The following is a 21801-nucleotide window of genomic DNA, read 5'->3' as shown; positions in this document are numbered from 1 at the left end:
CTTTTCCGCGGCGGTGAGCGTTCACCGCTGCCCATGATTCGCCCCTCCCAAACCCCGAGGCTCGCATGAACAAGCACCTGTACCGTATCGTCTTCAATAAACGCCGTGGCCAGCTGATGGTGGTGGCCGAAACCACCGGTTCGCAAGGCAAGAGCGCCGCCGGCGAGACCGGGCCGGCGGGCGGCGCGGGCGGTGCGGTCTGGGGCAAACGCTTGCCGCACGCCTCCTGGCGGCCGCTGTGCCTGGCCGTGCTGGCGGCATTCGGCCAGCTGGCGGCATTGCCGGTCCAGGCCCAGATCGTGGGCGACCCGTCGGCCCCGGGCGCACAGCGGCCGGCAGTGCTGTCAACCAGCAGCGGTGTGCCGCAAGTCGATATCGCGACCCCGAGCGCGGCCGGCGTCTCGCGCAACACCTACACCCAGTTCGACGTCGACAGCCGCGGTGCCATCCTCAACAACAGCCGCACCGATGTCCAGACCCAGCTCGGCGGCTGGGTCCACGGCAACGGCAACCTGGCCAACGGCGGCGCGCGCGTCATCCTCAACGAAGTCAATTCCAGCAACCCGAGCCTGCTCGGGGGCTACGTCGAGGTGGCCGGGCAGCGCGCAGAAGTCGTCATCGCCAACCCGGCCGGCCTGAAGGTCGACGGCGGCGGCTTCATCAACGCCAGCCGCGTCACGCTCACCACCGGCACCCCGCTCATGAATGGCGGCAGCCTCGAAGGCTATGCGGTCCGCCGCGGCGTGGTGACGATCGGCGGCAAGGGCCTGGACGCCTCGCAGGCCGACTACACGGCGATCCTGGCGCGCGCACTCGAGGTCAACGCCGGCATCTGGGCACGACAGCTGCGCGTCGTGACCGGCGCCAACCAGCTCGACGCCGCCCACAACGTGACCGGCGCCGTTGCCGCCGAGGGCCCGGGACTCACCTACGCGCTGGACGTGGCGGCGCTGGGCGGCATGTACGCCGGGAAGATCATGCTGGTCGGGACCGAAGCGGGCCTGGGTGTGCGCAACGCCGGCACCCTGGCCTCGACCGGCGGGCTGACGCTCGACGCGAACGGCTGGCTCTCCAACAGCGGCACGCTGCAGGCGGCAGACACGCTGGCGGTGGGCGCGGCGGGCAAGGTCGCCAACAGCGGGACCCTGCAGGCGACCGGACAGCTGACGCTCGCCACGGCTGGCGACATCGTCAACAGCGGCACCGTGCGCGCCGCCGCCGATGCGCAGGTCAACAGCAGCGGCAACATCGGCAACAGTGGCGCGATCAGCGCGGCCGGCAACCTGGGTCTGCATGCCGAAGGGACGCAGTCACGCATCGATACCGGTGCCGGTTCGCTGCTGGCGGCCGGCCTGCAGGCCGACGGTACCCTCGGCCCGGCGGGCGCCCTGGATGTACGCGCGACCGACGTCGTGGCCGTGCACGGCAGCGCGCTCGCAAGTGTTTCCAGCACGCTGGCGGGCAGGACGCTCGACATCGCCGGCGCAACGCTGCAAGCCGGCACGATGTCGCTGGCGGCGAGCGGTGGCGACCTGGACCTGACGGGCACGCACGTTACGGTGGCGGGGCAGCTCGACCTGAACGCGGCCGGTGCGCTGCGTACCGATGCCGCCAGCGTCGGCGCCGGCCAGCTCGCGCTCACGGCGGCCAGCCTGTCCAACGTCAGCGGCGCCATCGCACAGAGTGGCAGTGGCGACCTGGCGATCCGCCTGCCGGGTCGGATCGACAACACGCTCGGGCGCATCGCCACCAACAGCGGCAACCTGACGCTGGACGCGCAGGCGCTGGTCAATGCCGGCGGCACCGTCAGCCATGCAGGCGGCGGCCTGCTCGCCATCGAGGCCGGCCGCATCGACGGCCAGGGCGGTACCATCGTCTCGAACGGCAAGCTCGATCTTGCCGCCACCGCCTTCGACCACCGCGGCGCCAACACCAGCGCGGGGCAGCTTGCCATTCACGCCGATACGCTCGACAACAGCGGCGGCACGATCGCCCAGACAGGTAGCGGCGAGGCCGGCGTGACGCTGGGCGGGCGCCTGAACAACGCCGGGGGCGCGATCACCAGCGGCGGCAGCCTGGCGCTGTCGGCCGCAGCGCTCGACAACCGCCAGGGCCGCGTCAGCGCGGTGCTGGACGCCGGCCTGGCGCTGGCCGGCAGCGTCGACAACGGCGGCGGCACCCTGGCCGGCACCACGCTGGCGCTGCATGCCGGCGATGTGCGCAACAACGCCGGCACGATCCAGGCCGTCAATGGCGACGGCACGCTGGTCGTCGGCGCCCTCGACAACGGTAGCGGCAGCGTCGCCGCCGGCGGCAACCTGCGCATCGACGCCGCCAGCCTGGCCAACAGCGGCGCCCTGTACGCCGGCGCCAACCAGACGCTGGCAGTCAGCGGCGCCGTGACCGGCAATGGGATGATTGCCGCCCAGGGCGACACCACCATCACGGCAGCCAGCCTGGACGGCCGCACGGACAGCCTGCTCGGCGCGGGCCTGCATGCCGACGGCAGCGTGGCCGGCGGCGGCGCGCTTCGCGTTACCACCAGCGGTGCGCTGACGGTGCAGGGCCAGGTGCATGTGGGCGGCGCGGCCACGCTGTCCGGCACGGCGCTCGATCTGTCGAGCAGCCAGGTACGGGTGGGCGGCGCAGCCACGCTCTCCGGTGGGGCGGTCGACCTGTCGCGCAGCGCGCTACAGGTGGCCGGCGCAGCCACGGTTTCCGGCACGGCGCTCGACCTGTCCTACAGCCAGATGCAGGCCGCCGACATCGCGCTGGTGGCCAGCACCGGCAGCATCGACACCGGTGCGGCGCGGCTGACGACCGGCGGTACGCTGGCGGTCAGCAACGACGCGGCGTCGGGGCAGGGCTGGCGCAACGCCGGCGGCCAGGTCGTCGCCAGCCAACTGGCGCTGCAGGCCAACTTCCTCGACAACAGCGGTGGCAGCATCGCACAGGTGGGCGGCGCCGACGCCACCCTGCAGCTGACTGGGCCGGCATCGGTCCTGAACAACACCAACGGGCGGATCGTTGTCGCCGGCACCAATGCCAGCCTGCGCGCGGACACGATCCTGAACACGGCCGGCAAGCTCGAACACACCGGTGGCGGCAGCCTGGCTGTGCAAGCGGGACAGCTCGACAACACCGCAGGCCTGGTCCGCTCGGCGGGAAGCGTCACGCTGGGCGCCGGCACGGTTGCCAACCACGCCGGCGAATTGCGTGCCGGCGGCGACCTGCTGGCCCGGCTGGAGGGCAAGCTGGACACCGATGGCACGCTGTACGCAGGTCACAACCTGAGGCTCGATGTCGCCGGTACGTTGGAAAACGCCGGCTCGATCGCGGCGCAGGGCGACATCGCCATCGCCGCCAGCCGTGTGCACAGCAGCGGCCTGCTGGGCGCCGGCTTGGACGCGCACGGACAACTGACGGGCTCAGGATCACTGGCCATGAACGCGAGCGAGGCACTGGCGGCGACCGGCCAGAACGTGGCCGCCGGCAGCATGGCACTGCAAGGCAGTGCGCTCGACCTGGCCGGCAGCACGTCGACGGCCAGCAGCATCACGCTGGCAACCAGCGGCGGCGCCATCGATACGCACGGCGCCATCGTCCACGCTGCCGATACCCTGGCCGTGCACGGCGGCGACCTGCGCAATAGCGGCGGCCAGTTGAGCGCACGCACGCTCGGTATCGCCGTGGGCGCGTTCGACAACGCCGGCGGCGCCATCCTGCAGGCCGGGCAGGGCAGGCTCGACCTGCACGCCGCTGCGCTCGACAACAACGCCGGCCGCATCGCCGGCGACGGCACGCTGGCGATCCAGGCCGCTGACCTGAACAACACGGGCGGCAGCGTCGCCGGCGCCCAGGGCCTGGCCATCGCGGCGGTCGACGTCGCCAACCGCGGCGGCCAGATCCGCTCGGCAAGCGGCGGCGTCACGCTGGCGCTGCGCGACCTGTCCAACGACGGCGGCGCGGTCTTCGCCGGCACGGAGCTGACGACACACGCCCGCAACGTCGACAACGGCGGCAGCCTGTACGCGGCAGGGAAGCAGACCCTGGCTGCGAGCGGCAGCGTCGTCAACGGCGGCATCATTTCGGCCGGTGGCGATACCGCCATCACGGCAGCAAACCTGGCCAACAGCGACGGCACGCTGTACGCAGGCCGCACCCTGACGCTCGATGTCGCCGGCACGCTGGACAACGCCGGCTCGATCGCGGCGCAAGGCGAGGCAAGCATTGCAGCCGTCCGCGTGCACAGCAGCGGCCTGCTGGGCGCCGGCCTGGATGCGCAAGGTGCGCTGGCCGGTTCCGGCTCCCTCACCGTGACCGCTAGCGAGACACTGGCGGCAACCGGCCAGAACGTCGTCGCCGGCGGCATGGCCCTGCAGGGCAGCGCGCTCGATTTGGCCGGCAGTACCTCGACGGCAAGCAGCATTACGCTGGCAACCAGCGGCGGCGCCATCGATACGCACGGCGCCACTGTCTACGCAGCCGATACCCTGGCCGTGCACGGCGGCGACCTGCGCAACGGCGGCGGCCAGCTGAGCGCGCGCACACTCGGTATCGCCGTGGGCGCTCTCGACAACGCGGGCGGCGCCATCCTGCAGGCCGGACAGGGCAGGCTCGACCTGCACACCGCTGCGCTCGACAACAACGCCGGCCGCATCGCCGGCGATGGCATACTGGCCATCCAGGCCGCTGACCTGAACAACACGGGCGGCAGCGTCGCCGGCGCCCAGGGCCTCGCCATCGCGGCAACCGACGTCGCCAACCGCGGCGGCCAAATTCGCTCGGCAAGCGGCGACGTCACGCTGGCGCTGCGCGACCTGTCCAACGGCGGCGGCGCGGTCTTCGCCGGCGCGGGACTGACGACCAGCGCCCGCAACATCGACAACGGCGGCAGCCTGTACGCGGCAGAGAAGCAGACCCTGGTTGCGAGCGGCAGCGTCGTCAACGGCGGCATCATCTCGGCCGGTGGCGACACCGCCGTCACGGCGGCCAGCCTGACAAATAGTGATGGCACGCTGTATGCGGGTCACACCTTGACGCTCGGCGTCGGCGGCACGCTGGATAACGCCGGCTCGATCGCGGCGCAAGGCGACATCGCCATCGCCGCCGCCCGCGTGCACAGCAGCGGCCTGCTGGGCGCGGGCCTGGACGCGCAGGGACAACTGACGGGTTCTGGATCGCTGGCCGTGAACGCGAGCGACGAACTGGCGGCAACCGGCCAAAACGTCGCCGCCGGCAGCATGGCCCTGCAGGGCGGCGCGCTCGACCTGGCCGGCAGCACGTCCACGGCGAGCAGCATTGCGCTGGCAACCAGCGGCGGCGCCATCGATACGCACGGCGCCATCGTCCACGCTGCCGATACCCTGGCTGTGCACGGCGGCGACCTGCGCAACGGCGGCGGCCAGTTGAGCGCGCGCACACTCGATATCGCCGTGGGCGCGCTCGACAACGCCGGCGGCGCCATCCTGCAGGCCGGGCTGGGCAAGCTCGACCTGCACGCCGCTGCGCTCGACAACAGCGCTGGCCGCATCGCCGGCGACGGCACGCTGGCCATCCAGGCCGCTGACCTGAACAACACGGGCGGCAGCGTCGCCGGCGCCCAGGGCCTGGCCATCGCGGCGGCCGACGTCGCCAACCGCGGCGGCCAGATCCGCTCGGCAAGCGGCGGCGTCACGCTGGCGCTGCGCGACCTGTCCAACGACGGTGGCGCGGTCTTTGCCGGCGCGGAGCTGACGACACACGCCCGCAACGTCGACAACAGCGGCAGCCTGTACGCGGCAGGGAAGCAGACCCTGGTTGCGAGCGGTAGTGTCGTCAACGGCGGCATCATTTCGGCCGGTGGCGACACCGCCATCACGGCAGCGAGCCTGGCCAACAGCGACGGCACGCTGTACGCGGGCCGCACGCTGACGCTCGGTGTTGCCGGCACGCTGGAAAACGCCGGTTCGATCGCGGCGCAGGGCGACATCGCCATCGCCGCCAGCCGTGTGCACAGCAGCGGCCTGCTGGGTGCCGGCCTGGACGCGCAAGGCGCGCTGGCCGGCTCCGGCTCCCTGACTGTGAACGCGAGCGACGAACTGGCGGCAACCGGCCAGAACGTGGCCGCCGGCAGCATGGCCCTGCAGGGCAGTGCGCTCGACCTGGCCGGCAGTACCTCGACGGCAAGCAGCATCGCGCTGGCAACCAGCGGCGGCGCCATCGATACGCACGGCGCCATCGTCCACGCTGCCGATACCCTGGCCGTGCACGGCGGCGACCTGCGCAACGGCGGCGGCCAGTTGAGCGCGCGCGCACTCGATATCGCCGTGGGCGCGCTCGACAACGCCGGCGGCGCGATCCTGCAGGCCGGGCAGGGCAAGCTCGACCTGCACGCCGCTGCGCTCGACAACAGCGCTGGCCGCATCGCCGGCGACGGCACGCTGGCCATCCAGGCCGCTGACCTGAACAACGCGGGCGGTACCATCGCCGGCGCCCAGGGCCTGGCCATCGCGGCGGCCGACGTAGTCAACCGCGGCGGCCAGATCCGCTCGGCAAGCGGCGGCGTCACGCTGGCGCTGCGCGACCTGTCCAACGACGGCGGTGCGGTCTTTGCCGGTGCTGGCCTGACGACCAGTGCCCGCAACGTCGACAACAGCGGCAGCCTGTATGCGGCGGGGGCGCAGACCCTGGCCGCCAGCGGCAGCGTCGTCAACCGCGGCGTCATCGCGGCCGGTCGCGATACCACGATCACCGCGGCCAGCCTGGCCAACAGCCACGTGATGGGCGCCGGCCTGAGCGCCGACGGGGTACTCGCGGGCAGCGGCGCGCTGACGGTGAATACCAGCGGCGTGCTGCAATCGGACGGGCGCAACGTCGCCGCCGGCAACGCCAGCCTGGCGGGCGCCGCGCTCGACCTGGCCGGCAGCGACATCACGGCCGCCAACGTCGCGCTGTCGGCCACTGGCGGCGGCATCGATACCGGCGCCGCCCTGGTCAGCACGGCCGGTACGCTGAGCGCGGCCGCCACCGGGACGCTGGCCAATCACGGCGGTGTACTGAGCGCGGGCCAGCTCGACCTGCGGGCCGGCAACCTGGACAACACGTCCGGCACCATCCTGCAAACCGGCGGCGGCGACACCGCCATCCGCACCGGCCTGCTGGACAACACGGGCGGCCGCCTTGCCGTCAACAGCCGCAACCTGAGCCTGGATGCGGCCGCGCTGCGCAATGCCGGCGGCCGCCTCGAGCATGCCGGTGCCGGCACGCTTGACGTGCACGCCGGTCCGGTCGACAACCGTTCCGGACGCATCAGTTCGGCGGGCAGTGCGATCGTCGCCGCCACCGGTACCCTCGACAATACGAACGGCGTCGCCAGCGCGGCCGCTGGCTTGCGCTTGTCCGCCGGCGCCATCGACAACAGCGGCGGGCTGCTGCGCGCTTCGGCCGGGGCGCTGGCCGTCGATGGTGCAAGCCTGCTCAACGCCGATGGCGAATTGAGCGCGGGCGGCGACCTGCAGGTCAGCCTCGGCGGCGACCTGCGCAGCGACGGCTTGCTGTACGCCGGCGGTGCCCAGAGCCTGGCCATCGGCGGTACGCTGGCCAACGGCGGCGCCATTGCGTCGCTAGGCGACACCACGATCGTGGCCCGCAACGTGAACAGCAGCGGCCTGCTCGGCGCCGGTCTCGATGCGGACGGCAGGGTGAGCACGGGCGGCGCATTGCGCGTCAGCGCGGGTACCATCGCCGCCGCCGGCCAGAACGTCGCCGGCGGCGACCTGGTCTTCCAGGGCGGCGCGATCGACCTTTCGCACAGCGATACGGCCGGGGTCAACGTCACCCTGGACAGCGGCAGCGCCGAGCTCCTCACGCGCGGCGCCGCCGTCACGGCGAGCGCCGGGCTGACGCTGACGGCCGGCCACGCCGACAACAGCGGCGGCCGGCTGGACGGTGGCAGCGTGACGCTCGCCGCCAGCCGCCTCGACAACGCTGCCGGCATCATCCTCCAGCGCGGCAGCGGCGACATGCGCGTGGCCGCCGGTGCGCTCGACAATACGAGCGGGCAGGTGGCCGCACTGAGCGGCAGCCTGCTACTGAATGCCGGCAATGTCGGCAACCGCGATGGCTTGCTGCAGGCGGCCCGCGATCTCGCGCTCGACGGAGCCGACGTCGATAACACGGCCGGCGATCTGCGCGCCGCCGGGGGCAAGCTGACGCTGGCCATCCGCGACCTCCAGAACAATGGCGGCACCGTCTTCGCCGGAAACGACCTGACGGCGCACGCACGCGACATCGCCAACGGCGGCAGCATCTACGCCGGCGGCAACCAGGCCGTCACGGCCAGTGGCGCCTTGATCAGCAGCGGCGTCCTCGCGGCCCAGGGCAACACGACGGTCAGCGCCGCCAGCGTGGCCGCCAGCGGCTTGCTGGGCGCCGGCGTACGCGCCGACGGCAGCCTGGCGGTGGCCGGCGATCTGTCGGTGACGAGCAGCGGTGCCCTGCGCGCCGGCGGCACCAACCTGGCTGCCGGCGATGCCGCCTTCAGCGCCGGCACGCTCGACCTGGCGGGCAGCGAAACCAGCGGCAGCGCCATTCGACTGGACGCGAACGCCGGCCAGGTCGATACCAGCCGCGCGCTGGTGGCGACAACCGGCACCCTCGCCATCGATGCCCATGCGGGTGGGCTGGTCAACACCGGCGGCGCCCTCAGCGCCGGCCAGCTCGACCTGCGGGCATCCGGCATCCACAACGCCGGCGGCACCATCCTGCAGACCGGCAGCGGCGACACCGTCATCGATACCACCGCACTGGACAACCGCGGCGGACGCCTCGCAGTCAACAGCGGCAACCTGCACATCGGTGCGGCTTCGCTGGACAACGCGGGCGGCCGCATCGAACATGCGGGCAGCGGCACACTGGCGATCGACGCCGGTACCCTGGCCAATGGCGGCGGCCGCATCATCTCGAGCGGCGCGGCGGACGTCGGCGCCGCCGCCAGCTTCGACAACCTCAACGGCGTGCTTGCCGCCGCCACCGACCTGCACCTCAGGGGTGGCGCCATCGCCAACGGGGGCGGCCTGCTGCAGGCCAAGACCGGCGCGTTGACGCTGGATGCGGCCAGCTTCGCCAACGGCGATGGCGAAACCAGCGCCGGCGGCGCCATGCGCCTGGAGACCAGTGGTGACCTGAGCAACGAAGGCCTGCTGTACGCCGGCGCAGCGCTCGGTCTGGACGTGGGCGGCGCGCTGCGCAGCACCGGGTCGATCGCAGCGCTGGGCGATGTCGACATCGGCGCCGGCAGCGTGCAGAGCAGCGGCCTGCTGGCGGCCGGCGTGGACGCTGCCGGCAGCTTCACGGCCGGCGGCAACCTGCACGTGACCAGTGCGCACGGCATCACGGCCAGCGGCCAGAACGTGGCTGCCGGCGACGCCTCCCTGCGCGCCGCGCGCATCGACCTGTCCGGGGGCGAGACGGCGGCTCGCAACATCACGCTCGAAGCGAGCGCAGACGGCATCGATACCGGTACGGGTGCACTGGTCAAGGCCGGCGGCACCCTTGCCATCAGCGCTGCCGGCGCGCTGCGCAACAGCGGCGGCATTCTCGACGCCGGCAAGATTACGCTCGGCGCGGCCAGCCTGGACAACCGCGCCGGCGACATCGTGCAACACGGGGCCGGCGACCTGCACCTGCAAATGGGCGCCGTGGACAACACGAACGGACGCATCGCCGCGGCCGCCGGCAGCCTGGACCTGTCGGCCACCACGCTGACCAACAGCGCCGGGGCATTACTGGCGGCGTCTAACGTGGCGCTGGCCGCCAGCGCGCTCGACAACACGGGCGGCGAGATCCGCGGCGCCGGCGGCAACGTGACGCTGGCGGCCGGCGCCATCGCCAACGGCAGCGGCGGCAGCGTCTACGCGGCCGGCAACCTGGACACCCACGCAGGCACGCTCGCCAACAGCGGCAGCCTGTACGCGGCCGGCAGCCAGACCTTGAGCGCCACCGGTAGCGTCGACAACGGCGGCATCATCGCGGCGCAGGGCGACACCACCGTCGTCGCCGCCAGCCTGTCCGGCAACGCGCGCGCGCTGCTGGGCGCGGGCATGCGCGCCGACGGCACGCTGCTGGCCAGCGGCAAATTGAGCGTCGAAACGCAAGGCCTGGCCCAGGCCCGCGGGCAAAACCTGGCCGGCGGCGACGTCGCCATCCGCGGCGGCGCCATCGACCTGGCCGGCGGCCAGACCGGCGGCGCCAACGTCAGCCTGAGCGCCACCGGGGGCGACGTCGTTACCGGCGGCGATGCCCAGGTCGCGACCACCGGCACCCTGGCCATCGCGGTCGCCGGCGCGCTGGTCAACACCGACGGCATCCTGAGCGCCGGCCGGCTGGCGCTGTCGGCCGGCAGTATCGACAACACCCGCGGCACGATCGCGCAGAGCGGCAGCGGCGATACCGCGCTGGCGGCCGGCACGCTGGACAACAGGGACGGCTGGATCGGCTTGAACAGCGCCAATCTGCGCATCGATACCACGACCCTGGACAATGCGGGCGGCACCATCCAGCACGCCGGCAGCGGCACGTTGACCGTCCGCGCGAACACCCTCGACAACGCGGGCGGTCGCATCAATTCGGCGGCGGCCGGGGACGTCGTCGCCACGGCGGCGCTGCACAACCAGGCCGGCGTCATCGCCGGCGGCAGCGGCTTGCGCGTCGGTGGCGGCGCGCTCGACAACGGCAATGGCCTGATGCGCGCGACCAGCGGCAGCTTGAGCGTCGACGCGGCCAGCCTGGCCAGCAGTGGCGAGGTGAGCGCGGGCGGCGACGTCCGCCTTGCCGTAAGCGGCGAGCTCGCCAACGACGGCCTGGTCTACGCCGGCGCCAACCAGACGCTCGCTGCCGGCGGCCTGCTGCACGGCGGCGGCTCGATCGCGGCGCTGGGCAACCTGGACGTGCATGCGGGCCGCATCGACAGCAATGGCCTGTTCGGTGCCGGCATGCGCGCCGACGGCAGCCTGGGCGGCAGCGGCAACCTGGCGCTCACCAGCGACGGCGTCCTGAAGGCCGGCGGCGACAAGCTGGCGGCGGGCGGCGTGACGCTGCGCGGTACCGGCATCGACTTGTCGCGCACCTACAGCGGCGACGCGGCGCGTGTGCTGACGGCGGGCGCCAGCATCATCGTGGATGCCGGCACCGGTACGCTCGACACGGGCGGCGCGGTGCTGAGCAGCGCCGGGGAACTGCGCCTGTCCGGCGCCGCCCTGGCCAACCGCCACGGCGAACTCGGCGGCATGCAGGTATCGCTGGCGGTATCGACACTGGACAACGCGGGCGGCGCCATCGTCCAGAACGGCAGCGGCGACATGGCGCTGACCGTGTCCGCGCTCGACAACAGCGGCGGGCGCATCACGGCAGCCAACGGCAGTCTCGGCCTGAGCGCATCCAGCATCGACAATACCCTGGGCATGCTGGCGGCCGCCGCCAACGTGCGCATCGACGGCGGCGCGGACCTCGTCAACGACGGCGGCAAGATCCAGGGCCTGGCAGGCGACGTGACCCTGCGCGTGCGCGACCTGCGCAACGACGGCGGCAGCGTCTTCGCCGGCCACAACCTGTCCACCACGGCGCGCGACGTCGACAATGGCGGCAGCCTGTTCGCGGCCGGCAGCCAGACCCTGGCCGCATCCGGCGCCGTCGACGGCGGCGGCGTGATCGCGGCCGGGGGCGACCTTACGGTGAACGCGGCCAGCCTGGACGCTGGCGCCGGCAGCCTGCTGGGGGCCGGCATCCGTGCCGACGGGTCGCTCGGCAGCGGCGGCAAGCTTGCGGTCACGACCGCGCAGACCCTGCGCGCCGGCGGCCAGCTGCTCGCCGGCGGCAATGCCGACTTGTCGGGTGCAGCGGTCAATCTGGCGGGCAGCCAGGCCCGCGCCGCCAACATGGCGCTGACGGCCGCCAGAGGCAATATCGACACCCGCGGCGCCACGCTCACCACCGGCACGTTGGCGCTGAGCGCCAGCCAGAACGCTGCGCAAACCTGGATTAACGTCGGCGGCGACGTCCAGGCCAACCAGTTGCAGGCGCAAGTGGCCAACCTGGCCAATGCGGCGGGCAGGATCGTCCAGCTTGGCAGCGGTGATGCGCTGCTGGACACCAGCGGCACCCTCGACAACAGCGGCGGCACGATCGCGGTCAATAGCCGCAACCTGACGCTGCGCGCCGGCACGCTGGCAAACGCGGGCGGCACCATCACCCACGCCGGCAAGGGCGCGCTCGCCATCGACGCCGGCCGTTTCGACGGCCACGACGGCAGCGTCACCGGCAACGGCAGCCTGTCGCTGCACGCCAGCGACATCGACCACCGCAACGGCGGCCTGTCGGCGCAGCAGGTGGCCATCAGCGCCGCCACGCTGGACAACGCCGGCGGCACGATCATCCAGCTCGGCACGGGCCAGGGCGGCATCACGATTGCCAACGCCCTGAACAACGCCGGCGGCCGCATCGGCAGCAACGGCAGCACCACCGTCGCCGCCGGCGCGCTCGACAACAGCGGGGGCGTGTTGCAGGCAGGCGGCACGGCCGACCTGAACCTGAACGTGGGCGGCAGGCTCGCCAACAGCGGCGGCTCGATCGCGGCCGGCGGCAACGGCGTGCTGTCGGCAGGCAGCATCGACAACCGCTACGGCAGCGCCACCGCGGCCGGCGCCATGACCCTCAACACCGGCGGCCAGCTGTCGAACACCGGCGGCACGCTGGCAGCAAGTGGCGACCTGGCCGCCACCGCCGCGAACCTGGACAACAGCGCCGGCAAACTGGTCTCGACCGGCGGCAACCTGACGCTGGGCAGCACGGGCACGACGACCAATAGCGGCGGCCAGATCCAGGCCGCGGGCACGGTCGCCATGACCAATGGCGGCCTGGCCAACGGCGCCGGCCTCGTCGCCGCACGCGACATCGACATCGACACCCGCGGCCAGGGCCTGGACAATGCCCGCGGCACCATCGCCGCGACCGGCGCCGCCAACCTGCAGAGCGGTGCGCTGAACAACGACGGCGGCCGGGTCCAGTCGGGCACCACCCTGGTCGTCGATACCCATGGCCAGTCGCTGGTCAACACCAATGCCGCCGCATACGGTACGATCAAGTCCGGCTACAGCGGCGGCATTACCGGCGGCACCGTCACCACGCTGTACACCGGCAACCTCGACAACTCGGCCGGCTTCCTGGCCGGCGGCGGCCAGCTGTCCGGCAGCACCGCCTACCTGACCAACACCGGCGGCGAGATTGCCGGCATGGGTGGCGTCAGCTTCACTGCCGGCGGCTTGAACAACCAGGGCGGCAGCATCCAGGCCGTCGGCGGTCTCGGTGTCGACGTTCGTGGCGGCACGATCGTGAATTACGCGGGCTTGCTGCGTGCCGGCCAGGTGCTGGCGCTGAACGCGGGCGCCATCGACAACCGCGCCACCCAAGGCGGCAACCAGGGTATCGAAGGCGGTGACCTGAGCCTGAACGCCACGGACCTGAACAACAGCGGCGGCGCGCTGCGCGCCAACAACAACCTCACCATCAGCAGCGCCGGCACCGCCGCCAACAGCGCCGGCCTGATGAGCGCCATGAACAGCCTGTCGATCCTGGACACGGGGACCGGCCGTGCCCTCGCCATCGATAACGCCGGCGGCACGCTGATCGGCGGGCAGATGACGGCGATCCGCGCGGCTTCGCTCGGCGGTGCCGGACGCGTGCTGTCGCAGCAGGACATGCACATCGACCTGGCGGGCGGCTACACGCTGGAAGCGGGAACGGAGCTGATCGGCAACCGCAACGTCACGCTGAGCCTGGGCGGCGGTTTGTCGAATGCGGGCAAGCTGCAGGCGGGCGGCATCCTGTCACTGAACGCGGCCAGCCTGGATAACGCCGCCAGCGGCGACATCAATGGCGGCAGCACCCGCATCAACGCCGGCTGGCTGACCAACCGCGGCGTCATCGACGGCATCTATACCGATATCGACACCAACACGCTGACCAACGTGGGCACCGGACGCATCTACGGCGACCGGATCGGCATCGGCGCCGGCAGCGTGGTCAACGACGTCGAGAACGGCGTGGCCGGCACCATCGCCGCGCGCGGCTACCTGGCACTGGGCGCGTCTACCATCAGCAACCGCGAGCATGCGCTGATCTTCAGCGGCGGCGACATGCGCATCGGCGGCAGCCTGGACGGCAACCGCGACGCCGTCGGCTGGATGGGGAGCCTGAGCAATGCGAGTGCGACGATCGAAGCCTTGGGGAACATGACGATCGGTGCAGCGCGCGCCGATGTCTTGAACAACCACTTCAGCGCAACGGCAGGGGAGTTCGGCCCGTCGGTCATGATCACCGAGTACTTTGTCGGCGACACGCCGTACAGCCCGGAAAGCGGTGCCCACCTCGAGATGGACACCAAGGTCTACAACCACTATGTGCTGGTGACGCCGACCGCCCGCTACACCGACTACGAAATCCACACGACTTACCGCAGCACCGCCTCGACCATCGTGCAGTCGTCGGCCCCGGGCGTGCTGGCTGCGGGCGCCAACCTGACCCTGGCCACGGACGCGGTGCTGAATCAGAACAGCCAGATCGTTGCCGGGCAGGCGCTCAACATCACCGCCGGCGCGCTGACCAACGAGTCCACCGCCAGCAAGACCGTGGTGCGCGAGCACGGGACCATCGACCATCGCGAATTTCACGGTGCATTGGATCTCAAGCCTGGTTATTTCGACACGCCCACCAACTGGACCACGTCTTGGGAAAATCCGGACGTCGTGATCGACAATGCCGGCGGCTTTACCTTCCAGCACACACCATCGAGCGCGCCGGCGGCAAAGGCGGGGATCGGCTTCACCGGCAGCACCAGCGCCGCCAGTGCGGCAGCAGTGAGCCAGTCGGCCCAGGTTGCGGTCGCCGGCCCGTCGGCGTCGACCGTTGCCGGCAGCGTCAATGGTCAGCAGGCGTCGGCGGCGACGGCCAGCAATGCCGCCGCCGGCAGCGCGCATCTCGGCGCCGCGGCCCAGACCGGTCCGCTGCAAGGGGTGACCCGTGAAGCCGCCGGCGCAGTCCTGGCCGGCACCCGGGACGTCGGCACGGTGGGCAGTGTCGGCGCGGTGGGCGGTATCGGCGCCGCCGGTCCGGTCGCCAATGCGAGCGGCGCCGCCATCGATGGGCACAGCGCGTCGATCGGCGCCATCGCCATCGGGACCAGGAAAAGCGCGGGTGAGACCGGCACCGTGGCGGGCGCCGGCGGCATCCGCAGCACGGCGGCGATCGACACCGCCGGCGGCATCGGCGCCGTCGGCCAGCCTGGGAGTGCGCCAACCAGGACCGCCATCGGCGACCGCAAGGAAGCCGGCCTGGCGTCCAGCGTCACCGGCGTGGCCGTGACGGGCAGCACAGGTGCGCTTGCTGCAGCCGTCAATGAATCGACTGTCGGCGTGACGGCACCATCGCTGCCGTCGACGCCGGTCCTTGGGGGGACGAACGGCACCGGTGCCATCCCTGCGACCGGCGCCGATGCGCATGTCGGCGTGACGGCACCGTCGCTGCCGTCGACGCCCTTCCTTCCAGGCACGAACGGCACCGGTGCGATCCCGGCGGCCGGCGCTGACGCCCATGTCGGCGTAACGGTACCGTCGCTGCCGTCCACGCCGGTCCTCGGCGGGGCCAACGGCGCCGGTGCGCCGCCTACGAGCGGCAACGACGCCAAGGTCAGCGTGACGGTACCGTCGTTACCGGCCGCGCCGGTCCTTGCGGGCACGGCTGGCGCCGGTGCGATTCCTGCAAGCGGCAATGCATCCGGCGGCAGCGTGACAGCACCGTCGTCACCATCCACCCCGGCCCCCACGGGTACGGGCGGAACCGGTGCTGCGCCGGCCCCCGCGACGCCCGCCAGCGGTCCGAAACCGGGCACGCCGACGCCGAACGTGCGCGACATCGTGCAAGTGCCGTTGGCCAGTCCCGGCGCCACTGCGGAAGTAGTCCGTACCAGCACCGAGGCCGCGGTCGTGCCGAATGCAAGCCTGTACCAGGTGACGCCGGCGCCGTCGGCGACCTACCTGGTGCAGACCGATCCGCGCTTCGCCGACTACCGCGCATGGACCAGCGCGGATTACCTCACCAGCAAAGTGCCGACCGACCCCACCGTGACGCAAAAACGCCTGGGCGACGGCTTCTACGAGCAGCAACTGGTGCGCGAGCAGATGACGGCGCTGACGGGCTACCGCTACAGCGGCGACTACACCAGCGACGAACAGCAATACCGCGGGCTGATGGATGCGGCCGCGTCGTTCGCGACGACCTGGAACCTGCGCCCGGGCGTGGCCCTGACGCCGGCCCAGATGGCCTCCCTGACCAGCGACATCGTGTGGCTGGTCGAACAGGAGGTGACGCTGGCCGACGGCAGCACCCAGAAAGTCCTGGTGCCACAAGTTTACGTGCGTGTGCGTGAAGGCGACCTCGACGGTTCCGGCGCATTGCTGTCGGGTAAGGAAGTGAACATCGCGCTGAGCGGCGACCTCACTAACAGCGGCACCATCGCCGGGCGCCAGGTCGTGAACATCTCGGCCGAGAACATCAACAACCTGAGCGGACGCATCCACGGCGACGACGTGACCCTGCAGGCGCGAAACGATCTCAACAACATCAGCGGCACGATCTCGGCCAATACCTCGCTGATCATCGATGCGGGACGCGACATCAACAGCGCGGCAGGCACGGCGAACATTGCACGCGACGGCTGGACCGAATCGCTGGCGGGCCGCGTGGCCGGACTCTACGTCACCGGCAACGCGAACGGCCAGGGCACTTTTCTGGCGACGGCCGGCGGCGACATCAACCTGTCCGGCAGCATCGTCAGCAACAACGCCGCGGCGGGCACCAGCGCCCTGATCGCCCAGCGCAACCTGAACCTGTCCGCGGCGAAGGACAGCGACCTGTCGGCCGACCGCCAGGTGCAGCTGAGCGCGGGCGGCACGATGGCGCTCAAGGCCGGTACCGACCTCAACATCCTTGCCGCCAGCAGTCAGGCCGGCACGCTGCAGCTGCGCGCCGGTAACGACATCAATAATATCGGCAACACCCTGTCGGCCGAAAATTCCCTGATCGCCTCGGCCGGCCGCGACATCAACCTGCGCACGACCACGACCTCGGTCAGCCTCGGGACGACGCGCTCCGGTACCGACAGCACCACCCTCGACAAGGTGACCGGCTTGTCGGTCACCGGCACAGGCGCGGGCAGCAGCTTGCTGGTCTCGGCAGGGCGCGACATCAACCTGGCGGCGGCCGACATCAGCAACGCCGGCATCGGCGGCAGCACGGCCCTCAGCGCGCTGCGCGACCTGAACCTGGGTACGGTCGGCATCGCCGCGCGCGACGATACGGTCAAGAACGCCAACAACTACCGCAAGGAGAGTTCGACGAGCGAGGTAGGCACGGTGATCAACGGCGCCGGCAGCGTCCTGCTCGACGCCGGCAATAACCTGACGGTGAGGGCAGGGCAGGTCGATGCCGGCACCGGCTTGAGCGTCAACGCCGGCAACAACATCGACATCACGACCGGCACCGCGACCTATTCGCTGGACCAGTCGAGCCAGACGTCGAAGAGCGGTTTCCTGTCGAAGAAGGTGACGACCACGCGCGACACGGTCGACGCGGTGACCTCGATCGCCAGCTCGCTGACGGGTGGTACGGTGTCGATGAAGGCGGGGAATGACCTGAACATTACCGGCTCGGCCGTGGTGGGCGACGACACCGTCAAGCTGGCCGCTGGCAAGGACATCAACATCGCGGCGGCCATCGACACCAACAGCGAGTGGAACCACGTCGAACAGAAGCAGAGCGGCCTGCTGAGCGGTGGCGGCGGCTTCGGCATCAGCTACGGCACGCGCACCACGACCACCGACCAGACCCGCGACGCCGTGACCCAGAGCGGCCAGGCCCGCAGCCTGGTCGGCTCGATCGGCGGCGACCTGACACTCGACGCCGGCAACGCGATCAAGGTCAGCGGCACCGACATGTCGGCCGGCCGCGACATGGGCTTGACGGCCAAGGACGTGACGATCGATGCGGGCAAGGACAAGATCGACACCAAGTTCGAGACGCGGGTGGTGCAGGACGCGATTTCACTCCGGGTAGGCGGCAGCGTCGTGAATGCGATCCAGTCGGTGCAGAGCGTGCAGCAGACGGTGCAGGCGACCGATAACAAGCGGGTGCAGGCGATGGCGGCGGCGACGGCGGCCCTGGCCGTCGAGGACGCGGCGGCGCGGGCGAAGGACGGTTTGAGCGTCAGTTTGAGCCTGACTGCCGGGCATTCGGAATCGGTGCAAACCACCACTACCAGCGAAACGCTGCATACCGGCAGCGCGCTCACGGCGGGCCGTGACATCAGTATCGTTGCGAAAGGAGGCGAGGGCAGTGGCAACATCAACGTCATCGCCAGCGACATCAATGCCGGCCGCAACGTGACGCTGGCTGCGAACAATCAAGTCAATATGGTTGCGGCGCAGGACCTGGAGAGCCAGCACAGCGAGAGCAAGAGCATCAGTGCTGAGGCGGGCGTCGCAGCGAGCTACAGCACCAATGGCGGGCCGGCAATCGGCTTCACTGCCGCTGTCAGCGCAAGCAAAGGCCACGATGACGGCGAGGGCACCACCCAGGTCAACACCAAGGTCAATGCCGGCCAGACGCTGACGATCGTCAGCGGCGGCGATACCAATATCAAGGGCGCTGTCGTAAGCGGCAACCAAGTCGTTGCGGACGTCGGCGGCAACCTGAATCTGCAAAGCCTGCAGGACACGGCCAAGTTCGACAGCAAGACGCAAAGCGTGAGCGTCAGCGGTACCTACGGTTATGGGGCTAGTGTCAGTGGCAGCGCGAACCAGACCACGATCAAGAGCGACTACGCCAGCGTGCAGGAGCAGAGCGGTATCAGGGCTGGCGATGGTGGGTTCCAGATTACGGTAGGTGGGAATACTGACCTGAAGGGGGCGGTGATCAGCAGTACCCAGGCCGGTACCGTTGCGAATAGCCTGGTAACAAAGACGCTGACGCAGAGCGAGATCGAGAACTACTCGAAAATGGAGGCGAGCAGTATCGGCTTGAGTGGTTCGATTACATCGAGCGGCGGAAACGATAAGGAAGATAACGAAAAGCGTAAGCTTGGGCAAAATCCGGGCGCAGGAAAAGGACTTGGCGGAACGAACGCGGTCGACGTTGCGGCTACAAATGCGACGGGCGCCACGCCAAGCGCGACTGCAATTTCAGTTAACGCCAACAGCACGACGCGGAGCGGCATCAGCGCAGGTGCGATCACGATTACCAGCGATGCGGCGCAATCCTTGGCTGGCCTGGACCGGACCGCCGTTACTGGTACTGATACCAGCGGCAAGCTCGACAATAAATTTAACGCAGCAGAAACGCAAACGGCGTTGCAAGTCACCGAGCAATTCACCCAGACCGTCGTTGCCACCGCTGCCCCGGTTGCGGCGAAGCTGGTTGGTGATATTGCCGGCATGAAAGAAGCTGATGCAAAAGCAGCCGAAGCCAACTATAAGCAGCTTGCCTTTGAGGCACGGAATGCCGGTGACAAGATTGCGGAAAAGGATTACGACGCGCAGGCGAAAGCTGCAGGAGTCACTGCCGCCGCGTGGGGGGACGACGGCATTTATCGTCTTGCTTTGCATGCCACCGCCCAAGGTGCAATCGGCAGTATGGCCGGCGGTAATGCGGGTGCCGTTGGGGGCGTTGTAGGGGTTGTCGGCGGAAATGTCGGCAAACAGGTAGGTAAATTCCTCGCTGATGCGCAGGCGGAGGGATTGAGTGAAGCTGATCGTAAAGAGCTCGTCAATACCTATCAGCAGACGATGGCAACGCTAGGTGGTGCAGTCGCTGGCATTGCGGCAGGTTCCGGAACGAGTAATGCCGGGATGCTTGCAAATGCCGTGCAATCTGCCACGACTGGGATGACTGTTGACGTCAATAATCGCCAGCTCCATGAGAAAGAGACGGCTTGGATCCGTGAAAATGCGGTTGCTTTTGCAGATCAAGTAAACGCTGCGCGTCGTGCAAGTGGAGATACTTCCGGCGTAGATATCACGCCTGAAGAAGCGGCGAAACAGCTTGCGCAACAGGCAGCCAAAGACACGGATTTCATGTGGCGTAGTCGCCTCGATGACGTGGACAATCCGGCGGCGGAAGCCTTTTTGAAAAGCGCAGGAAATCTCACATTTACGAATAGCGACGGCAAACAGCAAGCCTTTTTCACGATACAGGGCGCTCAATTGTTTGCACCAGAAGATGGCCTGGCTTCCAGAGACATTAGTTTTCTCGATAAATACGTAAAGACGAATGCCCACTACGATGTGAAAAAAGGTGTTGCAGAGGAGGGGCTTGAATTTCTTGCGGGTTCCAATGCAGAAAAGAACCCAAACAGCGTTGTTTCGAACATAGATGATCCCGTCAGTGCATTCAAAGACAAGCTAAGCAGCACCGAATCGGGCGCTAAGCTATATAAGGAAGGCATGGCGGCATCGGTTGATCCAGCATTGTCCGCCGCGATAACCGACACATATAAATTCGCTGGTGAAGAGCGTAAGGATCTTGACGATGCAATTCGAGAAGTCAAAATTGTCCAAGCCGCAAGCAATGCAGCCAATACGCAAGCGGCTGGCAAGGGCGGATCAGCTAATGGTGGTGTCTTCCCGTTTTATAACAATTCACTAACGCAAGGACAAACTGCCTCGATCGTCGCTGTTGGAAACTCGGTTGCGTCTCAATATGGTTCACAGTCCTCGCCATACTCCAATCAAACGCCTGCGCTCAATCCCGATGATTGGAATCCGGCACCTGTGCACGCTCGTAGCATCTTTGAAGTAGCACAAGATGCAAAAAGCATGGTGGATGGGATATCGTCATTGCAGGGGTGGGAGAGCATCTATCAGGCTACTAATAACTTTCTGGCTGACTCTTCTCTCGGAGGGCCTGAGACAACGCCGCTCACATCGAAGCAGCGTGCGGATGCAAGTAACACTGCAAAGTCGGCCCTTGGCATATTCGGTGTAGTTACTCAACCGATGATCATGTTTGGATTGCCTGAAGTAGGTATTGAGGGAGAAGGTGGTAAAATCGCGTCAAATGGCGTAGTCGCTACGGCGCCATCGGCCTCGCAGGCTTTGACAAATGCAGGTCGTGTTGGGGTTGAACTTGAAGTAGGTAAAGTTGTAGTACCCGTTCGCGCAGAAATAGGTAACCCTAGTGTAGTGACTGCTTCGCCAGATATACCTCAGAGTATTTCGAGTATTAAACCCGCCTCAGAAACACAATTCTCGAAAGGTATTAGCTCGGCGCAACCGTCAAGCACTGCTAGCGAAAGGCTGCCGAGCAATTCCAATGAGCTGACTGGGAGAGTATCAGATAGTGTAAAAGTGGCTGATTTTCCAGTTTTTAATCCAGCGGGTGCGGTACGTGCCGAGAAATTTTCGGACTATCAACAAAAAGTTTCAGCTAAAGAAACTATATTTATGATCGCAGGTGAAAACCCGATAATTTCATACACGGAATCTGGAAAAACTCTGTATCGTAATCCGGAAAGCGGACTACAAGTTGTTTACGACAATGCAGGGAGATACTTCCGGGTTGAGGATACAAACGTTAATGGTCCATTGAGATATACTGATCAGTTTGGACAGCCAATCCCTAATAATGTGCCACTGCTTAATAAGCGCGGGACTTCTCAAACAGGTGTGCCCTCCGATGTTAGAAAGGCCTTAACTCATTTCACGGATTCGGATTAGA

The 21801-nt window shown here is 68.5% G+C and carries 1 protein-coding gene; it reads left to right on the top strand.

All coding sequences use genetic code 11. From position 1 onward, the window contains the following. The first annotated feature begins 65 nt into the window (after positions 1-65). Entirely contained in the window at positions 66-21800 is a 21735-nt protein-coding gene (locus U1H99_RS28365; RefSeq protein ID WP_323144941.1) for a two-partner secretion domain-containing protein, read from the top strand. Position 21801: the final 1 nt, after the last annotated feature.

It is taken from the genome of Massilia phyllosphaerae, assembly GCF_034659755.1.
In the GTDB taxonomy this organism is placed as follows: Bacteria; Pseudomonadota; Gammaproteobacteria; order Burkholderiales; family Burkholderiaceae_D; genus Telluria; species Telluria phyllosphaerae.
This window is presented reverse-complemented; position numbering and strand designations above follow the sequence as displayed.

Bases quoted from the DNA above. Each gene is read 5' to 3' on its own strand.
- U1H99_RS28365 (WP_323144941.1), top strand. From the start codon at position 66: ATGAACAAGCACCTGTACCGTATCGTCTTCAATAAACGCCGTGGCCAG.